The organism is Lachnospira eligens (assembly GCF_009680455.1).
Lineage (GTDB): Bacteria > Bacillota > Clostridia > Lachnospirales > Lachnospiraceae > Lachnospira > Lachnospira eligens_A.
This window is the reverse complement of record NZ_WKRD01000004.1, coordinates 1-25,126: the sequence shown is the minus strand read 5'-3', so window position 1 is coordinate 25,126 and position 25,126 is coordinate 1. Positions and strand designations below refer to the sequence as shown.

24 protein-coding genes are annotated in these 25,126 nt (G+C 36.9%); 21 read left to right on the top strand and 3 right to left on the bottom strand.

What is annotated here, in order from left to right; genetic code table 11:
• Positions 1-4: 4 nt before the first annotated feature.
• The 16 genes from GKE48_RS05690 (at position 5) to GKE48_RS05615 (ending at position 16,329) form a co-directional block, all read left to right on the top strand.
• A complete protein-coding gene (locus GKE48_RS05690) occupies positions 5-769 on the top strand; it encodes a hypothetical protein (protein WP_055214190.1) in 765 nt (254 codons plus the stop codon).
• 29 nt (positions 770-798) lie between these two features.
• The gene (locus GKE48_RS05685; protein WP_055214192.1) at positions 799-1,233 is read left to right on the top strand and encodes a hypothetical protein; all 435 of its coding nucleotides are present in this window, start codon (positions 799-801) and stop codon (positions 1,231-1,233) included.
• A 113-nt stretch (positions 1,234-1,346) separates the two neighbouring features.
• The gene (locus tag GKE48_RS05680) at positions 1,347-2,111 is read left to right on the top strand and encodes a hypothetical protein (protein ID WP_022098751.1); all 765 of its coding nucleotides are present in this window, start codon (positions 1,347-1,349) and stop codon (positions 2,109-2,111) included.
• A 43-nt stretch (positions 2,112-2,154) separates the two neighbouring features.
• Entirely contained in the window at positions 2,155-3,000 is an 846-nt protein-coding gene (locus tag GKE48_RS05675) for a hypothetical protein (RefSeq protein WP_022098750.1), read from the top strand.
• Positions 2,987-3,532, top strand: coding sequence for a hypothetical protein (locus GKE48_RS05670; protein ID WP_022098749.1), 546 nt, complete (start codon positions 2,987-2,989; stop codon positions 3,530-3,532). Before GKE48_RS05675 ends, GKE48_RS05670 begins: the two co-directional genes overlap by 14 nt.
• A gap of 14 nt (positions 3,533-3,546) precedes the next feature.
• Positions 3,547-4,317: a hypothetical protein gene (locus tag GKE48_RS05665; protein WP_154300626.1), complete on the top strand. Its 771-nt coding sequence runs from the start codon at positions 3,547-3,549 to the stop codon at positions 4,315-4,317.
• Between the two features lie 68 nt (positions 4,318-4,385).
• The gene (locus GKE48_RS05660) at positions 4,386-5,135 is read left to right on the top strand and encodes a hypothetical protein (protein WP_154300625.1); all 750 of its coding nucleotides are present in this window, start codon (positions 4,386-4,388) and stop codon (positions 5,133-5,135) included.
• Between the two features lie 11 nt (positions 5,136-5,146).
• Positions 5,147-5,797, top strand: coding sequence for an ATP-binding cassette domain-containing protein (locus GKE48_RS05655; RefSeq protein ID WP_022098746.1), 651 nt, complete (start codon positions 5,147-5,149; stop codon positions 5,795-5,797).
• A 105-nt stretch (positions 5,798-5,902) separates the two neighbouring features.
• Positions 5,903-6,739: a Cof-type HAD-IIB family hydrolase gene (locus GKE48_RS05650; RefSeq protein WP_055287539.1), complete on the top strand. Its 837-nt coding sequence runs from the start codon at positions 5,903-5,905 to the stop codon at positions 6,737-6,739.
• Between the two features lie 349 nt (positions 6,740-7,088).
• A complete protein-coding gene (gene gltX / locus GKE48_RS05645; protein WP_012740630.1) occupies positions 7,089-8,747 on the top strand; it encodes a glutamate--tRNA ligase in 1,659 nt (552 codons plus the stop codon).
• Between the two features lie 44 nt (positions 8,748-8,791).
• Positions 8,792-9,649 carry an NAD(P)/FAD-dependent oxidoreductase gene (locus GKE48_RS05640; protein ID WP_012740631.1) on the top strand — a complete coding sequence of 286 codons (858 nt, stop codon included), beginning with the start codon at positions 8,792-8,794 and terminating at the stop codon, positions 9,647-9,649.
• A gap of 21 nt (positions 9,650-9,670) precedes the next feature.
• Positions 9,671-10,174: an NUDIX hydrolase gene (locus GKE48_RS05635; protein ID WP_022098743.1), complete on the top strand. Its 504-nt coding sequence runs from the start codon at positions 9,671-9,673 to the stop codon at positions 10,172-10,174.
• Between the two features lie 25 nt (positions 10,175-10,199).
• Entirely contained in the window at positions 10,200-11,927 is a 1,728-nt protein-coding gene (locus GKE48_RS05630) for an ABC transporter ATP-binding protein (protein WP_154300624.1), read from the top strand.
• A gap of 47 nt (positions 11,928-11,974) precedes the next feature.
• On the top strand, positions 11,975-13,798 hold the full coding sequence (locus GKE48_RS05625; protein ID WP_022098741.1) for an ABC transporter ATP-binding protein: 1,824 nt from the start codon (positions 11,975-11,977) through the stop codon (positions 13,796-13,798).
• A 27-nt stretch (positions 13,799-13,825) separates the two neighbouring features.
• Positions 13,826-15,400 (top strand): cardiolipin synthase, encoded by a 1,575-nt coding sequence (gene cls / locus GKE48_RS05620; protein ID WP_154300623.1) that lies wholly within the window; start codon positions 13,826-13,828, stop codon positions 15,398-15,400.
• Positions 15,401-15,456: 56 nt separating this feature from the next.
• Positions 15,457-16,329, top strand: a complete 873-nt coding sequence (locus GKE48_RS05615) for an NUDIX hydrolase (protein WP_012740636.1) — start codon at positions 15,457-15,459, stop codon at positions 16,327-16,329.
• On the opposite strand, the gene GKE48_RS05610 is transcribed toward GKE48_RS05615, so the two are convergent.
• Positions 16,272-17,165, bottom strand: coding sequence for a DegV family protein (locus GKE48_RS05610; RefSeq protein ID WP_243138451.1), 894 nt, complete (start codon positions 17,163-17,165; stop codon positions 16,272-16,274). The genes GKE48_RS05615 and GKE48_RS05610 overlap by 58 nt on opposite strands.
• A 237-nt stretch (positions 17,166-17,402) precedes the next feature.
• Here GKE48_RS05610 and GKE48_RS05605 point away from each other — a divergent pair, with 237 nt between their 5' ends.
• Together GKE48_RS05605 and GKE48_RS05600 are read left to right on the top strand one after the other, a co-directional pair.
• Entirely contained in the window at positions 17,403-18,035 is a 633-nt protein-coding gene (locus GKE48_RS05605; protein ID WP_012740638.1) for an MBL fold metallo-hydrolase, read from the top strand.
• 127 nt (positions 18,036-18,162) lie between these two features.
• Positions 18,163-19,500: an MATE family efflux transporter gene (locus GKE48_RS05600; RefSeq protein WP_154300621.1), complete on the top strand. Its 1,338-nt coding sequence runs from the start codon at positions 18,163-18,165 to the stop codon at positions 19,498-19,500.
• Positions 19,501-19,544: 44 nt separating this feature from the next.
• Here the strand turns inward: GKE48_RS05600 and GKE48_RS05595 are convergent, their stop codons facing one another.
• Entirely contained in the window at positions 19,545-20,540 is a 996-nt protein-coding gene (locus GKE48_RS05595; protein ID WP_022098735.1) for a zf-HC2 domain-containing protein, read from the bottom strand.
• A gap of 2 nt (positions 20,541-20,542) precedes the next feature.
• On the bottom strand, positions 20,543-20,998 hold the full coding sequence (locus tag GKE48_RS05590) for an RNA polymerase sigma factor (protein ID WP_416388733.1): 456 nt from the start codon (positions 20,996-20,998) through the stop codon (positions 20,543-20,545).
• Between the two features lie 186 nt (positions 20,999-21,184).
• Here GKE48_RS05590 and thiE point away from each other — a divergent pair, with 186 nt between their 5' ends.
• From thiE to GKE48_RS05575, 3 genes are read left to right on the top strand one after another with little or no spacing between them, the layout of a single operon-like run.
• Positions 21,185-22,447: a thiamine phosphate synthase gene (gene thiE / locus GKE48_RS05585; protein ID WP_243138450.1), complete on the top strand. Its 1,263-nt coding sequence runs from the start codon at positions 21,185-21,187 to the stop codon at positions 22,445-22,447.
• Positions 22,448-22,456: 9 nt separating this feature from the next.
• Positions 22,457-23,524 carry a tRNA 2-thiouridine(34) synthase MnmA gene (mnmA, locus tag GKE48_RS05580; protein ID WP_154300619.1) on the top strand — a complete coding sequence of 356 codons (1,068 nt, stop codon included), beginning with the start codon at positions 22,457-22,459 and terminating at the stop codon, positions 23,522-23,524.
• A gap of 28 nt (positions 23,525-23,552) precedes the next feature.
• Entirely contained in the window at positions 23,553-24,752 is a 1,200-nt protein-coding gene (locus GKE48_RS05575) for a cysteine desulfurase family protein (RefSeq protein WP_154300618.1), read from the top strand.
• Positions 24,753-25,126: the final 374 nt, after the last annotated feature.

Genomic DNA, 25,126 nt, shown 5'->3' with positions numbered 1-25,126 from the left:
ATAATTGAAACTGAAAAAAATAACTGTCTTTTCACTATTATTAACTGTGTTGTGTGGCTGCACAACACAGCCTTCTAATGATACCAATAATATGTTAGAAACTAAAACATATCTATATAGTTATGATTATGAAACAGAACCTAATGGAGAATTAAGCACAGCATATCATGAGGAAAAACCATCTGTTGATTTGAATGAACCCAGAGATGTTGTAAGAGCAACTGTCAATTTCAAAAAAAATGCTGTTACATACATAAAAATGAATGAAAAATATTCATTTGGAAGTTGTGAATGTGCTATTACACAAGCCTATGTCACCTCGAATTCTAATTATTTTTACACATTAGTTAATGAAAATTATCACAATATTTTATCAGATGAAATTTCAAAACAACGCGATATTTCTAAAGAAACTGGAAAACTCATTGACGATACTTCTCGCTTTTTCTGTGTAAAAGTACATATGAAGTATACCGGTAAAGAAGCCATGACTATGGATATATACTCTACAATATTCAGCAAAGACACTAATAACGAAATACTTTTTTTAGGTTTTTTAATGTTTATTGATAAATCTTTTTCTATCCATAAACTTGATAATATTTATCTTGAACCTAATGAAGAATATGACATGTGGTTTTTCTATAATCTTTCAAATTATTCTAGTGACAACACTTATTATGTTAAAGGTAATTTTCAAAATTATAACGACAATAATAGTTATAATGGCTACTTGATTGAACTAAATGATTTGACTGAAATTGATTAGTCTTACTACTTTAAGAGGAGATATTTAATATGAAATTTAAAAAGATAATTAAAAACACAATAATATTTGCTACTATGATGCTGGTTATTGGTGTGTATACTGCACCTGTGATATCAAAAGCTGGAGATGATGTTTGGTACGGAGCATCCTTTGATTTTGATGGAGACACATATTACACAGATAGAAAAAGTAAAAACACGTCATCATCTGTTTGGATGTCTTGCACGGACAAAGATATTGATGGTTCTTATTACTATGCAAAAGTTTATGCTTTAAATTCAGCGGGAACAAGAATAGATGTCTCTCATGGATACGAGTATTATTTTGATGTAAATGACTCACATAATATGCTTAACTGGGTATATGAAGAACATTACAATATGACTTGTGTAAGATGTGAGGGATATTCAGTTGATGATTATCATGGTGCATGGTTTGGAGGCTATTGGAATCCAGACATTTAAAACAAATCACATATAAATTAGTATTTATATATGATTTATTATTAAAGCTACGTTGTGTCTATGCACAACGTAGTCTTCTAATTGTAAAAAAGTTAACCTATGGAGGTCAATAATTGAAAAAAAAATATATAATAATTATACCACTATTATTAACTGCCTTATGTGGCTGCGCAACAAATACCAATAACAACACAAATGACATAGCCGAAACCAAAACTTATCTTTATAACTACGATTATGAAACAGATTCCAATGGTGAAGTAAGCACTGCTTACAATGAAGAGAAACCTTCTGTTGATGCGAATGAACCCCAAATAACAGAAGAACCAATCGTAAAATTAAACAAAAATTCTATAAAATACATAAAAATGAATGAAACATATAATACAGGCTCATTTGATTATACGATATTAAAAGTATATTCAACTATATCTAAATCATTTGCCACCGAATTAGTTGACGAAGAATATATCCAGCCTGTAATGAATCAGCTTAATCTATATAGGGGAATTTATGATGAAAATGGCAATCTATTTTATGAGGGACATAGATTTTTCTGGATAAAGGTTCATATTAAATATTTAGGAGAAACAACTTCAAAATTTCAATTTACATCAACAATTATAGCTGAATATCCTGACGGGACAACATATGAATTAGGAGGTATAAATTTTATAGACAGGTCTTTAGCTGAAAACAACGAGCAACACCTGACTTTGAACCCTGGCGATGAATTTGATAGCTGGTTTTTATATGAAGCATACCGTTATTCTGATACAAATAAATATTATATTCAAGGTTCGTTTCAGAAACTTCTTGGCGGAAACCATTACAGTGGTTACCTTGTCGAACTTAACGACATTGAAGAAGTTGAATAAATTATAACTAACATCACTACACTTACTTTTATGGGGGAGGATTATGCGCGATATTTTAATTCTGTTAAGAATAGAACTTAAACGATTATTTAAAAGCAAATTATTTTATGTAAGTCTTTTTATAGGACTTGCCTTATCTGTCGGGGGATTTATTGAGTGTGCGAAGCCGCATCTTAATATTACTAATGGCTTTAACGGGGGAGTGGAAACATATCCGTTCTCTGTATTTAATTCGTGGATGGGAATGTTTATGGGGCTTAAGCCTATATCTACATCTTATCTGTATATATTTATGCTGCTTGCAGCACTTCCGTATTGTGGATTCTTCTGCAGAGATAACAAGAACCAGTACATTCTGCAATATTACAGCAGAATGTCAAAGAATAAGATTCATGCTGCCAGATTCATTGCAACATTTATCTCAGGAGGACTTGTAACTATGCTTCCTCTTTTACTGAATCTATGCGCAACTATGATGTTTATTCCTGCATTGAAGCCATCCGGCAACGGCTTATTTATTCATTCAGGTGCGTATATAATGGGAAATCTTTTCTGTGAACATCCGCTTATCTATGTATTGATATATGTATTACAGTTCTTTATATATGGCGGTTCATTTGCACTTGTTTCACTTGCGGTTTCATTCTTTATCGACAATACATTTTTAGTAATAATATCTCCATTCGTTACCTATTACGGACTTGGTATTATCTCTACATTATGTAAAAGCGTAATGAATATTTATTCATTCAATCCTATGGCTCTGCTTTCACCTGCAACCAAGCTGCAGGACGGAATGTTATTTGCCTACATATGTGAACCAATTATCATCTGTGTTATATGTGGAATTATATTTTTTATGAAAGGAAAGAATAATGAAGCGTTATAGAATAATAATTATTGGAGCAATAACTCTGCTTATTGCAATATTTATAGGATTCACCGTGAGAATCAATATGATTTTTCCTAATGCCAAAGATGTAACTTACACATCTGATAATCCTCCTATTATTGACGGTTTAAAGATTACTCCTGTTGATTATAATGTATATACAATCGACGAATACCGCGAGAAATCAGGTCAGCAGCTTAATATGCGTGAGGAAACTGCCCGTAAGAGCCGTATTGTGGTTATGACTATAGAATTAGAAAATGTATCCGATAAGGTTGTTAATTTCTCACCATCAATATTCGTTTTCTTGTCTGACGAGCTTAATGCACACAACGGAGTAACTATGTATTCATCAAAAGATTCACGTATTGTAGTTGTTCCCGGTGAAAAGAAAGAAGTGCGCCTGCAATGCACATTAGGAAGTTCCATGGTTAAAGAAAGTAAACTTGACAAGATAGATTCTTCTGATATCAGTCTTGTATATTCTTTCTATCCAAAAAGGCTGCGCATTGTATTTGACCGTCATTGATAAGAGGCTTGCCTATGATTAAAGAACGACATAAACATTATATTAAAATATTAATTATATATACAATTGTAATTGCAATATTAATCAGGACTCTGCCATACACAAGCAGATATTTTGATAACGCAGTACCTTGTGTTTCGGATTTCTTTTTGTTTTTTTATGATTTTCCAAACAACATTTTTCTATGCAATCTCGAACTTGTTGTTGCAGCTTTCATGATTATATCCATTGTCAGATATGAAATGTCTGATTTCAGGGTTGTACTGTATTCTTCAATGTCGAAGCTGTGGCTTAACTGTGTAAAAAAATGTGCATGGATAAGTATTGTATTTCCTCTGATTAATTCAGTGGTACTGACAGGCTGTGCATTATCTTATCCTTCAGTTATTAACTGTAACTGGCTGGAAGAGGGCAGTGTTGCAAGAAATTTTATACCTAATGGAAATATTACGACTGAGAACACATTTGTAATAATTCTTATCTGCTTCCTGCTTGATATTCTGCGTGTTCAGATAACAATTCTTACAATCTGTGCGCTGCACTGGCTTATAAGAAATCCGGTTGCTGATTTTATTATCACTTACGCATGTATATTTACTACTTATGTATCTGTTCTGCCTTTTGAGAACTTCTATAGAAAGATGTGTCTTAATCAGTCAGATGTGTACATATCCGGTATCTATTATGCTGATGATGTTATAACTCCGTTTATTATATGGATTGATATGATTCTGATAAGCTGGGCTGTAATTAAATTCTATAGAAAGGACATGCTTAAGAATTAATGAATACTTTCTTATGTATTTTAAAGGCTGATATCAGACGCTTCTGGTCGATGTGCTGGAAATTCTATATGGTTTTCTATATATATTGCGTATTTCAGGCTGTATCGTATTTTTCAAATGTATACAGATGTATTAAGAATTCCAGAATCAGCAGTATTTCTCTTGGAGATTCCCTGCTGTATGTATTCAGAGGTGCAAAAGAATTCTCTCCCGGCATGCAGATTGACATTCCGCTGTTTGAGATTCTTATAGTGCTGTATATCACATTTATAATAACTTATTACATAACGGCTGACCAGAAAGCTGTCGGAAAGAATATTCTTGTTATCTCAGGTTCAGCTTCCGGCTGGTGGCTCAGCAAATATATCACTATGTTACTGGCTGTAATTATATATATGGCAGGTATATTTGCTGCTAACACAATTGTTGGTCTGATTATGACTGGCAGCAGATTTTCAATGTCACTTAACATTACAGGCACCGAGGCAGTAAGAATATTTTTACAGACTAAGCTTGAACTTGATTTCAATATGCCTCTGGTTATTATACTGTGTTTTGTGTGTCTCGTAACTATGACGGGCATAAGCCTTCTGCTTGCTTATATCAGCAATGCGGTATTCGGATTCGTTGTTAATCTGTTCTTCTTTATTGTGAGTATATGCAGTATGAAATGGTTCTTTTTCTATAATTATTTCATGACTATCCGCATACCTCATGTATACAACAGATGGCCGTACGGTCTGTGCTTAATGCTGGCAATCAATATATTACTGGTTGCAACCGGTATTATTTATTCAAAGAAAAAAGACTTTATCTAAGGGGGATTAATATGTATATTCAGCTTACAAATGTTTCAAAGAAAATTAAGAGCAATGATATCCTTAAAGATATCAATCTGCGCATGGAATCAGGCAAAATATATGGTTTCAAGGGAAAGAACGGCTGTGGTAAAACTATGCTTATGAGAGCTATATCAGGTCTTATCAAGGTTAAGGGTACTGTTGATATTAATGGACAGATTATCGGAAAAGATATTATGTTTCCGCCAAGTATCGGATTATTAATTGAAAATCCGTCTTTTATTAATAATTACACTGCATTTGAGAATCTTAAAACACTTGCATCTATCCGCAGGCGTATTGATGATAACCGCATACGCGAGACTCTTACCGAGATTGGTCTTGATCCTGATGATAAGAGAACTTTCCATAAGTTCTCACTTGGTATGAAACAGAGACTTGGAATTGCTGCTGCCATCATGGAGAATCCCGATATCATTATCCTTGATGAACCAATCAATGCACTTGATGATACAGGTACAGAGCAGATTCGTGACATACTCATCAGGCACAGGGAAAGAGGTGCTTTAATTATAATTGCCTGCCACGACGCAGACGAGCTTAATTTCTTATCTGATGAAATTATCGAAATCGTTCAGGGGCAGATTAAGCCATCGAAAGATGATAAAAAATCCGCTTAAAATATTGACATATCATCACTATACATATAAGGTTGTCCTTAAAGGGACAGCCTTATTTATTTATAATGGCTATTCTATGAAAAGTACGAAAACAAGGTGATTATTATGAATACAGATATTAAACTTGTGGCTCTTGATTTAGACAGGACAACTCTTAATTCAGAAAGCCATCTATCAGAAGTAAACAGACAGGCATTAATTGATGCTATAAGCAACGGAGTACATGTATGTATCGCAAGCGGACGTGCATTTGACACACTGCCTGAGGATGTCATATCAGTTCCCGGAATTGAATATGCAATAACAAGCAATGGTGCTGCCATATACCGTATTGCAGGCAAAGAGTGCCTTAAATCCTATGTTCTTACACCGGAATCAGTAAAGACAATACTTAAACTCACAGAGAATGATATTGTGACATATGAAGCATTTATAAAAGGACAGGCCTTCGCTTCAACAGAATATACTGCACATCCTGAAAAATACGGTGCTACAGAACACTCACTTAACTATGTAAAGAAAACAAGAATTCTTAAAGACGACATTGTATCCTTCATACTTGAACACTGCCATGAATTAGACAGTATTGACATAGTAGTCGGTGATGAAGAATTAAAGAAAAACATAATGGACAGAATAAGAAAAGCCACAGACGAAGTCTACATGACAAGTTCAATAAGCCAGCTCCTTGAGATATCATATAAAGACGCCGGCAAGAAATCAGGTGTTAAGTTCTTAACAGAATACCTAGGTCTGTCCCGTGAAAATGTAGCAGCCTTCGGTGACGCAGACAACGACACAGACATGATAGAATACGCCGGAACCGGAATCGCAATGGAAAACGCCGCCCCACACCTTAAAGAAATAGCCGACCACGTAACGCTGCACCACGATAAAGACGGCGTAGCATACGCATTCCGCAATATACTTAATATATGTTAATCTTGGGCTTTTTCAATATAGTTATATGCATATATGCCTGTCTATAGCTCACAAGCGACTATTGACGAGCTGTGTATGAGTTAATACCGCTATATACAAAAGTTCGGTGTGTGAAGTCTCGTTCAAGCGAAGCGCGTTTGACTTCGCACACCGTAATAAACTATGTAGATAGCGGTATTTACTCATACTAAGCGAGGAAATCGGAGATTGTGAGCTATAGACAGGCATATATGCATTTTAAATACAATAAAAATCCCAGAATTACCACAGATTAATTTCAAGGTTGAAATGCGTCTGCAAAATGTGTAAAATATTATGAGATTTATTTAGCAATATAAGGAGATTAATAATGAACGAACAGGATTGTAAGAAATTAGCAGAGCTCTTATTCCCTGATGTGGATAAGACACCTGATTATTATGAGGAGAAATACCCATATAGAAAACTTCCTAATAAGGCAGAAGTAACAAGATTAGGTCCAAGCCCTACAGGCTTTATCCATCTTGGCAATCTCTACAGTGCTTTGGCTGATGAGAGAATTGCACATAAGAACGGCGGTGTATTCTACTTAAGAATTGAAGATACTGATGCCAAGAGAACTGTTGAAGGTGCTGTTGACCTTGTAATCAATTCTTTAAGATATTTTGATATTGAATTTGATGAAGGTGCAGGCTTCCCGGATTCTGACCCGGTTAATGCATACGGACCATATTATCAAACACAGAGAGTTGATATCTATCATACATTTGCAAAGGAGCTTGTACTTAAAGGTCTTGCTTACCCTTGCTTCTGTACAGAGGAAGAGCTTGAGGCTGTAAGATTACAGCAGGAGACTGATAAGGTTCTTACTGGATATTATGGCAAATATGCTGTATGCCGTGACCTTTCTTTAGAGACTATCGAGGAAAATCTTAAGGCAGGAAAGCCTTATGTGCTTAGACTTCGTTCACAGGGAAGTCCTGAGAATGAAATCACATTTACAGACAGCATTAAGGGAGAGATTAAGCTTCCAGAGAATATCCATGATGTAGTTCTTCTTAAGAAAGATGGTATTCCAACATATCATTTTGCACACGCAATTGATGACCACTTTATGAGAACTACTACAGTTGTACGTGGCGGTGAATGGCTTGCTTCTGTTCCTATCCACTATGAATTATTCCATGTATTAGGCTTTAAGATGCCAAAATACGCACATACAGCACATCTTATGAAGTTTGATGAGGAAACAGGTGGAAAGAGAAAGTTATCTAAGAGAAAAGATCCGGAGCTTTCACTTGATTACTACAGAAAAGACGGATATCATCCATATACAATGAAGGTCTATCTTCTTACACTCCTTAACTCTAACTTTGAGGAATGGCATGAGAAGTTCCCTGACAAGGATATCAATGAATTCCCATTCTCAGTAGATAAGATGAGTGTTTCAGGTGCCTTATTTGATAAAGAAAAGCTTCATAACATCTGTAAGAATGAGCTTTCCAAGTTATCAGAGGATGATTTATATGAATTCCTTCACAACTGGGCATTAGAGAATGAACCTGAGATGGAAAAGGTATGGTTTGCTGACAAAGAGAAGTTACTTGCTATATTAAGACTTTACATGGGTGTTGGTGCTAAGAGAAGAAGAAAAGACTTCATGTATGCTAAGCAGATATTTGAACTTATCAGCTTCTTCTTTGATGGCGAGTCTGGTGAAAGAGATGAATTCAGATTAGTTGATGACGAGGTTAAGGCTATTCTTAATGATTACCTTGCAGCTTATGACCATAATGATGATAACAGCATGTGGTTTAACAAGCTTAAGGAAATAGCTGACAAGAACGGCTATGCTTCTGATATGAAGGCTTACAAGGCTAATCCGGAGAACTTCAAGGGTAATGTATCAGACGTTGCAGAGGTTGTAAGAATTGCTGTAACCGGCAGAGCTAATACACCTGATTTATGGACTATCGTTCATATCATGGGCGAAGAGCAGATGAAAGAGCGTATAAGCCGTTTCCTTTAATTAATACTAGTTTATAAGTCAACATAATAAGGAGGCTATGTAATATGTATGACCTTATGATAATCGGCAGCGGACCTGCTGGAATATCTGCTGCACTCACTGCTAAAGCAAGAAATCTTAACTTTATATGGTTTGGTTCAAGAGCACTAAGCACTAAGATAGAGAAAGCCGAGAAAATCATGAATTATCCTGGACTTCCTGCTGTTACAGGAAGCGAAATGCAGTCTGTGTTCTTAAAGCAGATTGACGACTGTGGCATTACTATAACAGAGTCACAGGTTAATTCCATATATGACTGCGGCGGTTATTTTGCAGCCGGTGCTGATAATGAGATATATGAAGCCAAAGCTGTCATAATGACTGTTGGTATGACAACAACAAGAGAGATTGAAGGTGAAGCAAGGCTTTTAGGTTGTGGCGTAAGTTATTGTGCTACATGTGATGGAGCATTATATAAGAATAAGGATATTGCTGTTATATGTGCATCACCTAAATTCGAGGATGAAGTAACATTTTTAGCAGGACTTGCTAATCATATATATCTTTTCACACCTTATAAGGAAACCACGTTACAATATGATAACATAACGCATTTTAACGGACTTCCTGCAAGTGTTGACGGAGATAAGAAGGTTGCTTCAGTAACTTTCAAGGGAGAAGCTATCCCTGTAAGCGGAGCTTTCTTCTTAAAGGATTCTATCAATCCGGGTGTATTATTATCAGGACTTGATATGGCTGGTGGACATATTATTGTTGACAGAACTCAGATGACTAACATTGATGGTGTATATGCAGCAGGTGACTGTACAGGCAGACCTTATCAGTATGCCAAGGCTGTTGGTGAAGGAAATGTTGCTGTACACAGCGTACTTGAATATCTTAAAGAACATAAAGATAATTAGTTTAACAGGAGACGATTAATAATGGGCGAGATATGGGATATCTATGATGTCGATAAACAACTTACAGGCCGTACTATGAAACGTAATGACTGGAACATGAAAGATGGGGACTATCACCTGACTGTTCTTGGCATAATCAAAAGACCTGATAATACATTTTTAATAACACAGAGAGTCTTAACTAAAGCATGGGCACCGGGGCACTGGGAAGTCTCAGGCGGTGCATGCCAGGCTGGAGAGACATCTTTTCAGGCTGTCTGCCGTGAAGTATTAGAAGAAACCGGTGTTGATGTATCACAGGCTGATGGCGGCTTTGAATTTTCTTACAGAAGAGATAATCCTGAAGAAAAGGATAATTATTTTGTTGATATCTATAAGTTTAACATGGATATTACAGAAGCAGATATACATTTACAGACAGAAGAAACTGCCGGTTTCAGATTTGCTACAGCAGACGAAATCAAGGTTATCGCTGACAGGGGAGAATTTCTTCATTACGACAGCATAAGGAAGGTTTTTGAATAATTAGTTTAAAGACAGGGAGTTTTATATGCTGAAATATCTTAAAAAATACTGGCTTTTTGCCATTCTTGCACCTTTATTCATGGTGGGCGAGGTTCTTGCGGACCTCGTTCAGCCTCGTTTAATGAGCACCATCGTGGATGAAGGTGTTTTAGGTTTATCAAATAACGGTGTTGGGAATCTGAATCTTGTACTTACCGAAGGACTCAAGATGATAATATTCGTAATTCTTGGCGGATTATCTGGTATCTTATGTGGTGTGTGTTCTAATATTGCATCACAGAATTTCGGTAATGATCTAAGAAAAGACGCATTCAAAAAGATTATGTCATTCTCATTCGAACAGACTGACAAATTCTCTACAGGTTCACTTATCACAAGAGTTACCAACGATATAACGCAGTTACAGAATTTTATCCAGATGAGCATGCGTGGTTTTATAAGGACATTCATGCTTTTTGCTGGCGGCATAATATGCATGTTATCCCTTAACCTAAGCTTTGGTGCAGTAATCGCGTGCGCCCTGCCGCTTGTAATTATATGTGTTATATATTTTCTTTCTAAAGCTAATCCACTTTTTTCCAGGCTTCAGCAGAAGCTCGACAATGTTAATAATGTGATGCAGGAAAATGTATCAGGCTTCCGTGTTGTCAAAGCATATGTTAAAGAAGATTACGAAAAAGAGCGGTTCGGAAAATCCAATGACGACCTTGTAAATACTCAGCTTAATGTGCTGATGATTTTCTCATATATGCAGCCAATTATGAATATTATTCTCAACCTGTCTGTAGTTGCAGTTATCAAGGTCGGTGGTATTCAGGTTTCCAGCGGTTCTGTTACACCAGGTAATGTCATGGCAGCAATTACATATGTCACGCAGTCACTTAATGCGGTTATGAGAATGACTAATATGTTCCAGACTGCTTCAAGAGGTATTGCTTCAGGCAGACGAATTAATGAGGTGCTTGCCTGCGAGCCTTCTATCAAAAACGGTTCATTTGACGGAAAACCTTCAGTTAAGGGTAAGATTGAATTTAAAAATGTAACATTTGCATATCCATTAACTGGCGATAAGAAGATTCTTGATAATATTAATCTTGTTATCAATCCCAGCGAAACTATCGGTATTCTTGGTGAAACCGGCTGTGGTAAAACAAGTCTTATTAACCTGATTCCAAGATTCTATGATGTATGCGAAGGAAGCGTGCTTGTTGATGATATTGATGTAAGGGAATATAACCTTAAGAATCTGCGTGAGCGTATATCTGTCGCTCTGCAGAAAAGTGAAATATTCCAGAGCACTATTAAAGAGAACATCCAGTGGGGCCGTGAAAACGCAACTGACAATGACATTGCAAATGCAGCTTCTATCGCACAGGCTATAGAATTTATCAGTACTTCAGCAGATGGATTTGACACTCTTGTAACACAACAGGGAACGAGTCTTTCCGGCGGTCAGAAGCAGAGAGTTGCCATAAGCCGTACAATTCTTAAACAGGCAGAGATTATTATATTTGATGATGCAACAAGTGCACTTGACTTAAAGACAGAAGCTAATCTGTATTCAATGCTTAAAAATGCATATCCGGACACTACTAAGATTATTATTGCACAGCGAATTGCCTCTGTTAAAGATGCTGACAGAATTGTAATTCTTGATGACGGACATATAAGTGCTGTCGGTACTCATGAGGAGCTGCTGAAAAACAGTGCTATATATCAGGATATATATAATTCGCAGTTGAATAAGAAGTAGGCTTTACAAAATGTAAGTTAGAATCTAATCAAGGAGATAGAAATATTATGGCTGAGGATAAGAATACTTCACAAGTTAATATGAAAATTCCCGGCATGAAGGGAGGACCTAGAAACAGGGGGGCAGCTGTCGAAAAGCCTGTCAACGGCAAGGAAACATTTATGCGCCTTATGCAGTATTTTGCTAAAGAAATACCTGTGATTATCGCTCTTTTCATCGCTGTAGTTGTAATGGTTGTATGCTCTGTCTATGCTCCAAAGCTTCAGAGTCAGGCAATTGATTATATTTCTTTAAGAAAATTTAATAATTTAAACCATATACTTATCTTCATGTTGGTGGTATACATAATATACAGTATATGTACATTTATACAGACAAGACTAAGTGCCATATTAAGCCAGAGAATTGTAAAGCATATGAGACAGGATCTTTTTGATAAGATTGTCGGCATGTCTGTCAAGTATCTTGACCAGCATTCACATGGCGACATTATGAGCCGGATGACTAATGATGTTGAGAATATCTCCAACACTGTATCACAGTCCATGAGTTCGTTATTCTCAGGTGTTCTCACTATTATTGGAACTGTCATTATGATGGTTGCTTTATCCCCACAGCTTGCATTATGTTCCTGCACAACAATAATTCTTACTATATTTGCAACTAAGAATTTGTCTAAAGCTATGAGAAAATTCTATTCCAGACGACAGGTTCTTTTAGGCCAGCTTAATGGAACTGTTGAGGAGATGGCCACTGGTATCAAGACTGTTACAGCATTTGACAGACAGGAAAATGTATGCAGTGATTTTGATAAAACTTCCGACGAACTGACTAAGGTTGGTATTAAAGCTGAGATTCTTGGTGGTTCTATGGGACCTGTTATGAATGTCATTAACAATATCGGCTTTGTCATTATTGCCGCAGCCGGAGGATATTTTGCAATTAAAGGATATGTATCTATCGGTGTAATATCAGCATTTATCGTATATGCCAAGCAGTTTGGCAGACCTATTGACGAGCTTGCCAATATATGGGGTCAGATTCAGACTGCAATAGCCGGTGCTGAGCGAGTATTTGCTGTTCTTGATGAACCTTCCGAGGACAAATCAGGTGAATTTACAATGGATAATTCTACCGGCAACATTGAATTTAACCATGTTGATTTCTCTTATATTCCGGGGAAACAAGTATTACATGATTTCAACCTTAAGGTTAAAGCAGGACAGAAGGTTGCACTTGTAGGAAGCACCGGAAGCGGCAAGACTACTGTTGTCAATCTTCTTATGAGATTCTACGATATTGACAACGGCAGTATAACCATTGATGGTGTTAATATTAAAGATATCGACTGTGAGAATCTTAGGAAGAATACTGCAATTGTTTTACAGGATACTGTTCTTTTTGCCGACACTGTAAAGAATAATCTTCTATATTCAAGACAGGATGCAACGGATACTGAAATCATTGCTGCTGCAAAGAAGGCTAACTGCCATAATATGATTATGCATCTTCCTGACGGATATGATTCCATGCTTGCCAAAGATGGACAGAATCTGTCACAGGGACAACGCCAGTTACTATCAATTGCAAGAGCATTTGTTGCCAGTCCTAAGATTCTTATACTCGATGAAGCAACCTCAAGTGTTGATACACGAACAGAAAAAAAGATTCAGGATGCAATGACTAATCTTATGAAGAACAGAACAAGCCTTATTATTGCACACCGACTGTCAACTATTCAGGACGCTGACGTCATAGTTGTTATGGATAATGGAAGAGTTGTCGAGACAGGTAAGCATGAGTCTCTGCTTGCTGCTAAAGGCAGATATTATGAGCTGTATATGACACAGTTTGCTGGAAAGGCAATCTGATTAATAGGACAAGGAGATAAGAAAATTATGGATAATCGCAAGCATATGAGAACCGAAAAGAAAACAGCCGTAAAAAACAGTTTTGGACGGCTTCTGGCTACAGGTATATTTGTACTTATCCAGGTTGCGTGGCTGGCTTATCTTTTATTATATTTTTACAGGGACTACGCATGGATTTCATTATTAAGCACATTTATTGCAATTATTCTTGTGCTTAAGATATACGGAACATCTACTAATTCAGCCATGAAAATGCCATGGATAATTGTAATTCTTGCATTTCCTATACTTGGTATACTTATTTATCTGCTTTTTGGACGTTCCATTGTTACAAGGGCGGTAAAGAAAAGGTTCAATTCAATAGAAGAATCCTATAAAAAATCTCTTTCTCAGGATGAAAACATTCTTAAAGAGGTTAAAGATAAGGATATCTATATATATAACCAGTTCCATTATCTTAGTGATCATGAAGGATATCCTGTATATAAGAATACAGATATTGAATTTTATTCTATAGGTGAGGAAGGCCTTGAAGCACAGCTTACAGAACTTGAAAAAGCTGAGAAGTTCATATTTATGGAATATCACGCTATTGAAGAGGCTTCCAGCTTTGACAGAATTAAGGACGTTCTTATAAAAAAGGCTGCTGCAGGCGTTGAAGTCCGTTTATTCTATGATGATGTAGGAAGTATCTTCTTCCTTAACAAGGATTTCATCAAGGAAATGCGTGCAAATGGCATTGACTGCCGTGTATTTAATCCAATCAAGCTTGCATTTAACATGTTCATGAATAACCGTGATCACAGAAAAATTACCGTAATTGACGGTAAGGTCGGATTCACTGGAGGTTATAATCTTGCTGACGAGTACTTTAACATAACACACCCATATGGGGAGTGGAAGGATACCGGTCTTAAACTGACCGGCGATGCCGTTAAGACTCTTACAATGCTGTTTCTTTCTATGTGGAACTCTATTAAGAAAACAGACGAGCCTCAGGATGATTATGTCAAATATATTAAAGCCTCTGACTATGGCTACAAGGCTGTTAATAATAATCAGTATGTTGTTCCTTACGCTGACAGTCCACTTAATAACAACAGGGTTGCTGAAAATGTTTATCTTAATATTATTAAGAGTGCCAAGCATTATCTTTACATTACAACACCATATCTGCTTATTACAGAAGAGATGTCCAGAGAGCTTGCAATGGCAGCAATGAGAGGTGTTGATGTTAGAATTGTAACACCTGGTATTCCTGATAAGAAGCTTACTTACAGCCTCACAAGATCATATTATGCAGATCTCGTAAGATACGGCGTAAGAATATACGAATACACACCGGGCTTCATTCATGCAAAACAGTGGGTAAGCGATGGAGAAGTATCTGTTGTAGGCACAATCAACATGGACTTCAGAAGTCTTTACCTTCACTTTGAAAATGCTGCATATGTATATGGCAAGGAAACTGCTGCTGACATACTTAATGATTTCTACAACATTTTCAGAAGAAGTGAGGAAGTAACCGACAAGTACATCAATAAGCCGAGAATTCTGAGATTCGGACAATGTATATTAAGACTGGTTGCACCTTTGTTCTAATTGGTGTATATTCATATTTGTATATCAAATTAATAAACATTTAACAAGGAGATATAATGAGAGAAGAAACTGTAACCGTGAAAATCGACCACCCATTAGGTAGCACTGATGAAGATAACCCCTCGGTGGTCTATCCTATTAATTGTGGCTATGTAGATGTCGAAAGAACAGCCGGATTTTCTGAGCTTGATAAACAGAGAGTTTATCTGTTAGGTGTAGATGTTGCCGTTGATGAATATATCGGAGAACTTATTGCTGTAGCAAGACGCCGTGATGATCCTGAAACAGTCTGGATAATAGCACCTGAAAATATATCTTACACAATCCAGCAGATTGAAGAAATGATATATTTCGAAGAGCAGTATTACGACAGTTTTGTTGAAATAGTTGACGAGGAATTATGGGATGCCTATGATGAGAATGAAAAGCTGTTAGGTTTCGATTTAAAAAGAAGCCAGGCAAAATCTTTACCTGATGGGGTATATCATGTCATTGTCAATGTCTATACTATGACTAAGGATGGTAAGCTTCTTACGACAGAACGTTCACGAAATAAAACATACCCTCTTAAGTGGGAAGTTACAGGTGGTTCTATACTTAAAGGTGAAACAGCGGCTGAAGGTGCGGTTCGTGAGTTATATGAAGAGACAGGCATTAAGATTTCTACTGAAGACCTCATTGTACTCTACAGCTATGTGGATAAGCCTAAGCATGCCATATATCACAGTTACCTTAATTTAATAGAAAAAGAAGTCCATGTTACCCTTCAGGAAGGAGAAACCATGGACTACATGTATGTTCCGTATAAGGAATTTGATGAGCTTGTTAATTCTGACAGATTCGTTCCATCAGAACAGCGACGCTATAAGAATCAGGCCGTCTTTACGATGCTTTCACGATTCATTCCTGATTCAGCGGCTTCTACATAAGCAATTCCATATGTTCCTGGACCTACATGAGTTCCAACAGAACAGCCAATAGAGCTTACACCAACATTTCCATTAACATCAGATATGTAAGTAAGACTCTTATTAATAAATGTTTCTAAGGATTCAGAGCAGTTGATATGACCAAACATGAAATCTCTTGTAAGACTTAATCCGTCTTTGGTGAGCTTATCATGCATAAGTTTTTCAGCTGCTTTTTTTCCTCTTGTTTTTCCAATCACAACAACTTTTCCATCTTCAATACTTACAACCGGTGTTATATGAAGCATTGTTCCTGCAAATGCAGCAGCTCCTGAAAGTCTGCCACCCATTTTAAGATATTTAAGTGAACCGACAACTGCTGTAAGCTTGATGTATTTTGACATCCCTGTACATGCAGCAGCGATATCAGCCGCATTTACACCAGCATCTCTTAACTTTACTGCCTCTCTGATTAGGAGGGCTGTTCCAATCGAAGCACTTCTTGAATCTACCATGTATAGTTTCTTTCCTGTTTCTTCTTCAACATCTAAAGCAGCAAGGCAGGCACTCTGATATGTTCCTGATAAATCAGAAGATATGAATATTCCAAGTACATCATCCCCGGCAGCAACAGCTTCATTAAATACTTTCATGAATGTATCAGGGCTTGGCTGTGAAGTCTTAGGTAATTCATCACATTCAGCAAGTCTTGTATAGAATTCCTCGTGTGTTATCTCAACTCCATCTAAGAATTCTTCATTCCCAAACCTTACAGATATAGGAACAATCTGAATCCCCATTTTTCTTGCATCTTCTTTTGATATATCACATGTGCTGTCAGCAATAATTCTTAACATAATCATTCTCCTTTAAAGATTTTGATATATTTTGATATTCAAAGTTTCTTGTTGAATGTTATCATTTAATTAAATAATTGTCAAGGGTATTTTGATATTCAAAGTTTCAACAGGAAATTCTTGAATAAAAATATGTGATTTAAATATCATCATGTGTTTTTTTAGTATTTATATATACACAGAATTGATATAATCAATATAAATATATTCTCATAAAAATGGGGTGTGTAAAGAATTATGAATATTACAAAACTAGTATTGGGTGCATGCAGCACAAATGTATATATTGTTTCTTCGAATAAGAAAAATGCAATTCTGATTGACCCAGCAGATAATGCTGCTGAAATTATTAAAACAATTGAAGAAAATGGATTATGTCTTAAATACATTTTTATAACACATGGTCATACAGATCATATTTTAGCATTAAAAGAAGTGAAAGAATATTTTAATGTACCTGTTATTATATCTAAAATTGATGCCGGACGACTTGAAGACGAAGAACTCATTAATGAAAGACCTTATGTTAAAATACCTTATAAAGCTGTAAAAGCCGATATATTAATTTGTGAGGACGATATAATTAATCTTGATGAGTTATCATTTTCTTTCTTAGGTATGCCAGGACATACAGACGGTTCAATGGCAATCATTGTTAATGATAATATTTTCTCTGGTGACACCATTATGTTTGAAAAACATGGTAAAACTTCTTTACCTGGTGGAAATGAGAAATTACTTATTTCATCAATAGAAAAAATGATGAACACTTTAATTGGCGATTATAAAATATACCCCGGTCACAGACAAGAGACATCTCTTGATTATGAACGTAAGTGCAGACTAAGTACTGTTATTACAGGTTATTAATTTTTTATCTTAATTTGCGGCTTGTAATTGTAAATAATATATTTCTTGACATATTTAAAAATAAGCATTAAAATCAAGCACTTGGACAGTATCATTTACGAAATTCACACAAGAGGTTTCATCAATTATGGCAAAAGATTTAACTCAGGGCAGAATTATGCCTATGTTAATTAAATTCACAATTCCACTTATACTAGGAAATATATTTCAGCTTACTTATAATGCGGTTGACTCTATTATTGTCGGAAGATTTGTTGGAAAAGAAGCACTGGCTGCTGTTGGAATATGCAATCCAATAACTACACTCATTATTCTTTTCCTTAACGGATTATGTATGGGTGCAAGTATTCTTATGGGTAATTATTTCGGCGGTAAGAAAATGGACACACTTTCCCGCCAGATAAGTACAACTATGATATCAGGTATGATATTCTCACTTGCACTTACACTGATTGCAATAGTATTTACAAGACCTATTCTTATGCTTGTTCAGGTTGACAGATCAATTATGACACTTACAACCCAGTACTTAAGAATAATCATGTTAGGACTCATCTTCACATTCCTTTATAACTTTTTCTCAAGCACTTTAAGGGCATTGGGAGATAGTGCAACACCACTGTATTTTCTTATCATAAGTGCAGTTTTAAATGTATTTGGTGACCTTTTCTTTGTTGTTGTCCTGAAAGCCGGCAGCAATGGATGTGCAGTTGCAACTGTAGTGAGCGAGGCTCTCTGCTGTGTATTCTGCATGATATATATTAAATTCAAAGTACCGATTCTGTGTCTTGGCAAGAAGTGGCTTGTATTTGACCACTCACTGCTTAAGAAAACTATAAGCTACGGCTGGGCATCTGCTATGCAGCAGGCTACTGTACAACTTGGTAAAATAGGAATACAGGCTATTATTAACACTATGGGCGTTTCGGTTTCAGCCGCATTTGCAGTAGTAAACAGAATTGATGACTATGCATATACACCCGAGCAGAATATTGCACACGGAATGACAGCTATGATGGCACAGAACAAAGGTGCCAGAAGAGACGACAGAGTAATCAAAGGCTTTAAAGCCGGTATTATTCTTGAGATAATATATGGAATCTTCATATTCTTTGTATGTTTTGTATTTGCAAGACCACTTATGAAACTGTTCACTTCGGATACTGAGGTTATAAGACACGGTGTAATCTACCTTAAGCTTATCTCTATAATGTACATACTTCCTGCCATCACTAATGGTATTCAGGGATATTTCAGAGGAATCGGCGACTTAAAGATTACACTGCTTTCAAGCTTTATCAATATGGGTGTCCGCGTGCTTGCCGCAATTCCACTTGTATTTGCGTTAGGCATGGGAATAGAAGCACTTCCTTTCTCTTATCTTGCTGGCTGGATTGGCATGCTTATTGCGGAAGTGCCATTGCTTGTTAAGAATTATAGGGCATATATTAAAAGTATAAGATAGTTATAATCCCCTCACAAAGCATCAGCCTTGTGAGGGGATTATTATTATCTCATCTTCTGAACATTTTTCTTTCTCATAAGCAACGCACCAATACCTATAAGTACCAAGCCTATTGCACAGCCAGACACTAAAGTAATAAAAAATATATTTCCATTAATACTAAGAGCCGTGCTCCAATCAGACAGATTCATATGACTTATTGTAAGCACCTTCCTTTTGTAGAGAATAAACTCAAGAAAATCATCGGCAAAAACAACCCATAATACAGATATTATCGTACTAATTCCGGCTCTCATCAGTCCATGGACAGGAAGATATCTGATCACAAGAAATACAAGCCATACACCAAGCATAAGTACAACAGCTACTGTATATCCGTCTTTCATACCTGTAAAACCAGAATGATAATACACTATAAACATTGTAAGGAATAGCCACAATGTATCCCATGTCATTGTTATAAGTGCTTTCTTGTCACTAAGTACCGGTGGAAGTGACACAAGACATATCACTATCGGAAACAGCACTATTGATATACCAAATACTGTAGGTATAGCCCAAAAAAGGAAGTTTCCTCCGCCATTCATCCGGTCAACGAAAAACAATATAAGCATAAGTGATGCAACGCCTGCAAGAATACATTTTAACAGACGATTATTCGTAGACATAAGCGGAACTACCGTAAGTGCTGCAACAAGCATCATAGAAGCAGTAACAACCGAAAATACGCCTAAACCCATACCAGTTGCAAGCTGTACTATAAATGTAATGACAATTGGCAGTAGAAGTATTGCGGCAATCACAACTCCTGCCTTGTATGCTGCATTACGCTCTTTTTTTGCATGTCTTTCAAGTACTCCTTTTGATTCCTTTGCAAGCACTTCATCAACGTTGTTTTCCTGTAATTCATTATATATCTTCTGGCAGTCACTACAGCCTGCCATATGCTTTTCAACAAAGCTGCAGCTTGCCTCACTGCAGGCTTTGTCATAATAAAGGGGCAGTAAGTCCTGCACGATTTCACATTCTTTATTACTCATATCTAATCAATCCTTTCTTTTATTTTCAGTCTGGCCCTATGATAAGTTACTCTGGCCCAGTTCTCAGTTTTTCCAAATACCATTCCAATCTGTGCAAATGTGAGTTCTCCAAAAACTCTCAACTGAAATACCTCTTTATACGGCTCCGGTAGTTCATGAAGAACCATATGAATCTGCAAAGCAGAATCTGTATCTGAAACTTTATCCGCCAGATCAGCCGTCTGCTGCGGTAAAGTCTCATCAAGCTCAGAAAACTTCTTATTTTTCCTGCATTCATCAATTGCGAGATTCTTAGCAATACTGCAAAGCCATGTGAGCTCACCCGCCTTGCCCTCATACGGACGTTTGGCAGTCATGGCTTTGTAAAAAGTATTTTGTGTGATTTCTTCAGCAAGAGACTGATTCTTTACTATAGTAACCACATAAGAATACACCTGCATATAATAGGAATTGTACAATTTTTCGTAATTCAGAACTGGTCACCTCCTTCCGTCTTACATAGGTTAGACGCACGAAATGGATTTTCGTTACAACATTTTTCAAGATATTTTATAGAAATTTTTAAAATGTGTCAAAAAATGTATGCCAAAGGTACAGGCAGATGTGTTATTATACATATTGAATTTCATTCAGGAGAATTAATTATGATTAGAAAAGAACAGCTGCGTCTATACGCAATCACAGATACAAGCTGGCTTAACGGAGCCAGTCTCATTGATGTTGTTGAAAATGTATTAAAAAATGGAGCAACATTTTTACAATTAAGAGAAAAGAATGCAACACATGAAGAAATTGTTGCAAAAGCAAAAGCAATTAAGCCAATTGCACGAAAATATGGAATACCATTCGTTATTGATGATGATGTGCAGGCGGCACTTGAAGCTGACGCTGACGGAGTACATATCGGACAGAGTGACACTGACTATATGACTGCAAGAAGTATTCTTGGAGATAATAAGATTATCGGCATGACCGCCAAGACAGTAGAACAAGCGAAAGAAGCCGAAAGACTTGGTGCAGATTATATCGGAACCGGTGCTGTATTTGGCTCAAGTACCAAAAAGGATGCTGTATACATGCCTCGTGAGCGACTGATTGAGGTTGCAGGTTCAGTTAATATCCCTGTCGTTGCAATCGGCGGTATTGATTACGACAACTGCGGTGAGCTTGCAGGCACTGGTGTTGACGGGATTGCTGTTGTTTCAGCTATATTTGCCGCTGATGATCCTGGACTTGCTACGAAAGAGCTTTACTTAAAGACTGGCCGTGTATTTAATTATCACAGGGATTTCATATTTGACATGGACGGAACTATTCTTGATTCTATGCCCTACTGGAGAAATGTTTCCAAGGAATACGCCATGCAGTATGTTGATAAGTTACCTGATGACTTTGACGAGCGTACTTATGTAATGGACCTTGATGAATGTTCTGCTTATTTCCGTGATGAATTAGGCATAAACACTGATGCAACAACTATGAGGCAGACTGCTGTGGATATTATGACAAGACACTACAGCACAGATATTCCGGCTAAAGATGGAATGCTTGAATTAATCAGACGTGAGCATGAAGCTGGATCTGACATGTGCATATTTACAAGCTCTGACAGAGGCTGTGTTGACGCTGCACTTAACCGTCTTGGAATAACTGACTGTTTTAACAACATTTTTACAGTATATGACATTCCATATAATAAAAAGAATCCGGAAAGCTACAAGCTTATCGCTGAAAAAATGCATTTTAAACCGGAAGATACATGGGTATATGAAGATGTTCTTCACGGCATTGAATCTGCCAGACAGGGTGGATTTAAGATATGTGCTGTATATGATGAGGATTCTAAGAAGCATTGGAACGAAATCTGCGCATTTGCAGACGAAATAAGAGATATAAGAAATGATTGAGGATTAGTAATGAAGAAAAAAGTTGTTGTCGGCATGTCAGGGGGCGTTGATTCCTCTGTTGCCGCTTATCTATTAAAGGAACAGGGCTATGATGTAATAGGTGTGACTATGCAGATATGGCAGGACGATGCAACAGAAGCCGCTGAGAACGGCTGCTGCGGTATCAGTGCTGTTGATGATGCAAGACGTGTTGCAGGTCAGCTTGACATCCCATATTATGTAATGAATTTTAAGAATGAGTTCAAATGTAATGTAATCGACTATTTTGTTGATGAATATAAAAAAGGCCGTACACCTAATCCATGTATTGCCTGCAACCGTTATGTAAAGTGGGAATCTCTTCTTAAGAGAAGTCTTGAAATAGGAGCAGATTACATTGCAACAGGACACTATGCAAGAATCCACCAGCTTCCTAATGGCAGATACACTATATGCAATTCAGTAACTGCCAGGAAAGACCAGACCTACGCCCTTTATAATCTTACACAGGATCAGTTATCACACACACTTCTTCCTATTGGTGACTATACTAAGGATCAGGTCCGTGAAATTGCATCTAAGATTGGTATCACTGTTGCCAAGAAGCCTGACAGTATGGAAATATGCTTTATTCCTGATAATGACTATGCAGGCTTTATAACACGTGAAACAGGCTATACTTCTGTTCCCGGTAATTTCATTGACGTCAATGGCAATGTAATTGGAAGACATCAAGGTATCATACACTACACAGTTGGTCAGAGAAAAGGTCTTGGACTTGCTCTTGGAAAGCCGGCATTTGTTGTTGCTATACGACCTGAAACCAACGAGGTTGTAATCGGTGATAATTCAGATGTGTTCTCACCTAAGCTTTACGCCAACAACCTTAATTTCATGTCGATACCTTCACTTGAAGGTGAAATGCATGCCAAAGGTAAAATCCGTTACAGCCATGAGGGTGCTATGTGTACTATAAGAATGTTTGATGAAAATACTCTTGAATGTACATTTGACGAGCCTGTTCGTGCCGTAACACCAGGTCAGGCGCTTGTATTATATGACGGGGACAATGTACTTGGCGGTGGAACTATTATTTAATTATTTTTTAATTAATAAGGACAATATTATGGAAAAACTTATATATATGGATAACGCAGCAACTACATCAACCGCACCAGAGGTTGTGTCTGCAATGCTTCCATTCTTTACTGAATATTACGGCAATCCTTCTTCTGTATATAATTTTGCCCAGAAAAGCAAGATGGCTATTGAAGATGCAAGGGAAATTATAGCTGACAGTATTGGAGCTGCAAAAAGCAATGAAATATATTTTACAGGCGGTGGAAGCGAGTCTGATAACTGGGCTTTAAAGTCTGCTGCATTCGGCCTTAGAGATAAAGGAAACCACATAATAACAACTAAGATAGAGCATCATGCAATTCTTAATACATGTGCATATCTTGAAAAGAACGGATTCGAGGTAACTTACCTTGATGTTGACAGCGAGGGATTTGTTTCATTAGAAGATGTCGAGAATGCCATCACTGACAAAACAATTCTTATAAGTGTTATGTTTGCCAACAATGAAATCGGAACAATTGAACCTGTCCGAGAAATAGGTGAGATTGCACATAAGCATGGCATTCTTTTTCACACTGATGCAGTTCAGGCTATGTGTCATGTCCCAATTAATGTCACAGAGATGAATATTGACCTGTTAAGTGCAAGCGCACACAAGTTCCACGGTCCTAAAGGCGTCGGTTTCATGTACATGAAGAATACCGCTAAGTTAGAGCCTTTCATCCATGGCGGGGCACAAGAGCGTGCAAGACGCGCTGGAACAAGCAATGTTCCAGGCATTGTCGGCATGGGTCAGGCTGTAAAGCTTGCCTTAGGTACACTTGATAAAGATACACATACAATTATTAATATGCGTAATTATATTGTTGACAGAATTCTTGGTGAGATTCCTGACGTTACTTTTGATGGACCTTGTATTGATGCTAATGCCGATGTCAATGCTGTTTCGGTAGGTTTGCCCATGTGCAGCCTGAAGCGTCTTCCGTCTAATATGCATTTCTGCTTTAAAGATGTTTCGGGTGATTCTTTACTTATTATGCTTGATATGAACGGTATATGTGCATCCAGCGGTTCAGCATGTGCTGCAGGCTCAATCGACCCTTCACATGTGCTTCTTGCTATCGGACGAAGCAAAGGTGAAACTAAAGGTGCTTTAAGATTAAGCATAGATAAGGATTTAACCAAGGAAGATGCTGACTATACAATAGATGCACTGAAAGCCGCTGTTGCAAGGCTGCGTAGGTAGACTTTGCGGATAACCTGCCAGAGTATACTTCGCTATTAATCTGCACTGATAATGGATAACAACTTAGTTAGCATGAATTATTTGGAATACCTACTAACCAACTATGAATTCTTAATTGAGTAGGTTTTTATTACAGCTGATGTTTCTGTTGAATAGCATAAAGACCCACTCATACAACTTTTCTATATATTTTAGTGGGTCTTTTTCGCTATCTAAGCTATTTTATCAGCACATTTGCAACACTTTTTCTTCAAAATAACCCACGAAACATATATTAACTTCCCTTCTAGTAGGTTTTGAAGTGGTAATCTAAAAGTAGACACCAACCCAATTATTGTAGACATTATTTATATATAAGAGTACCATTTTTTATA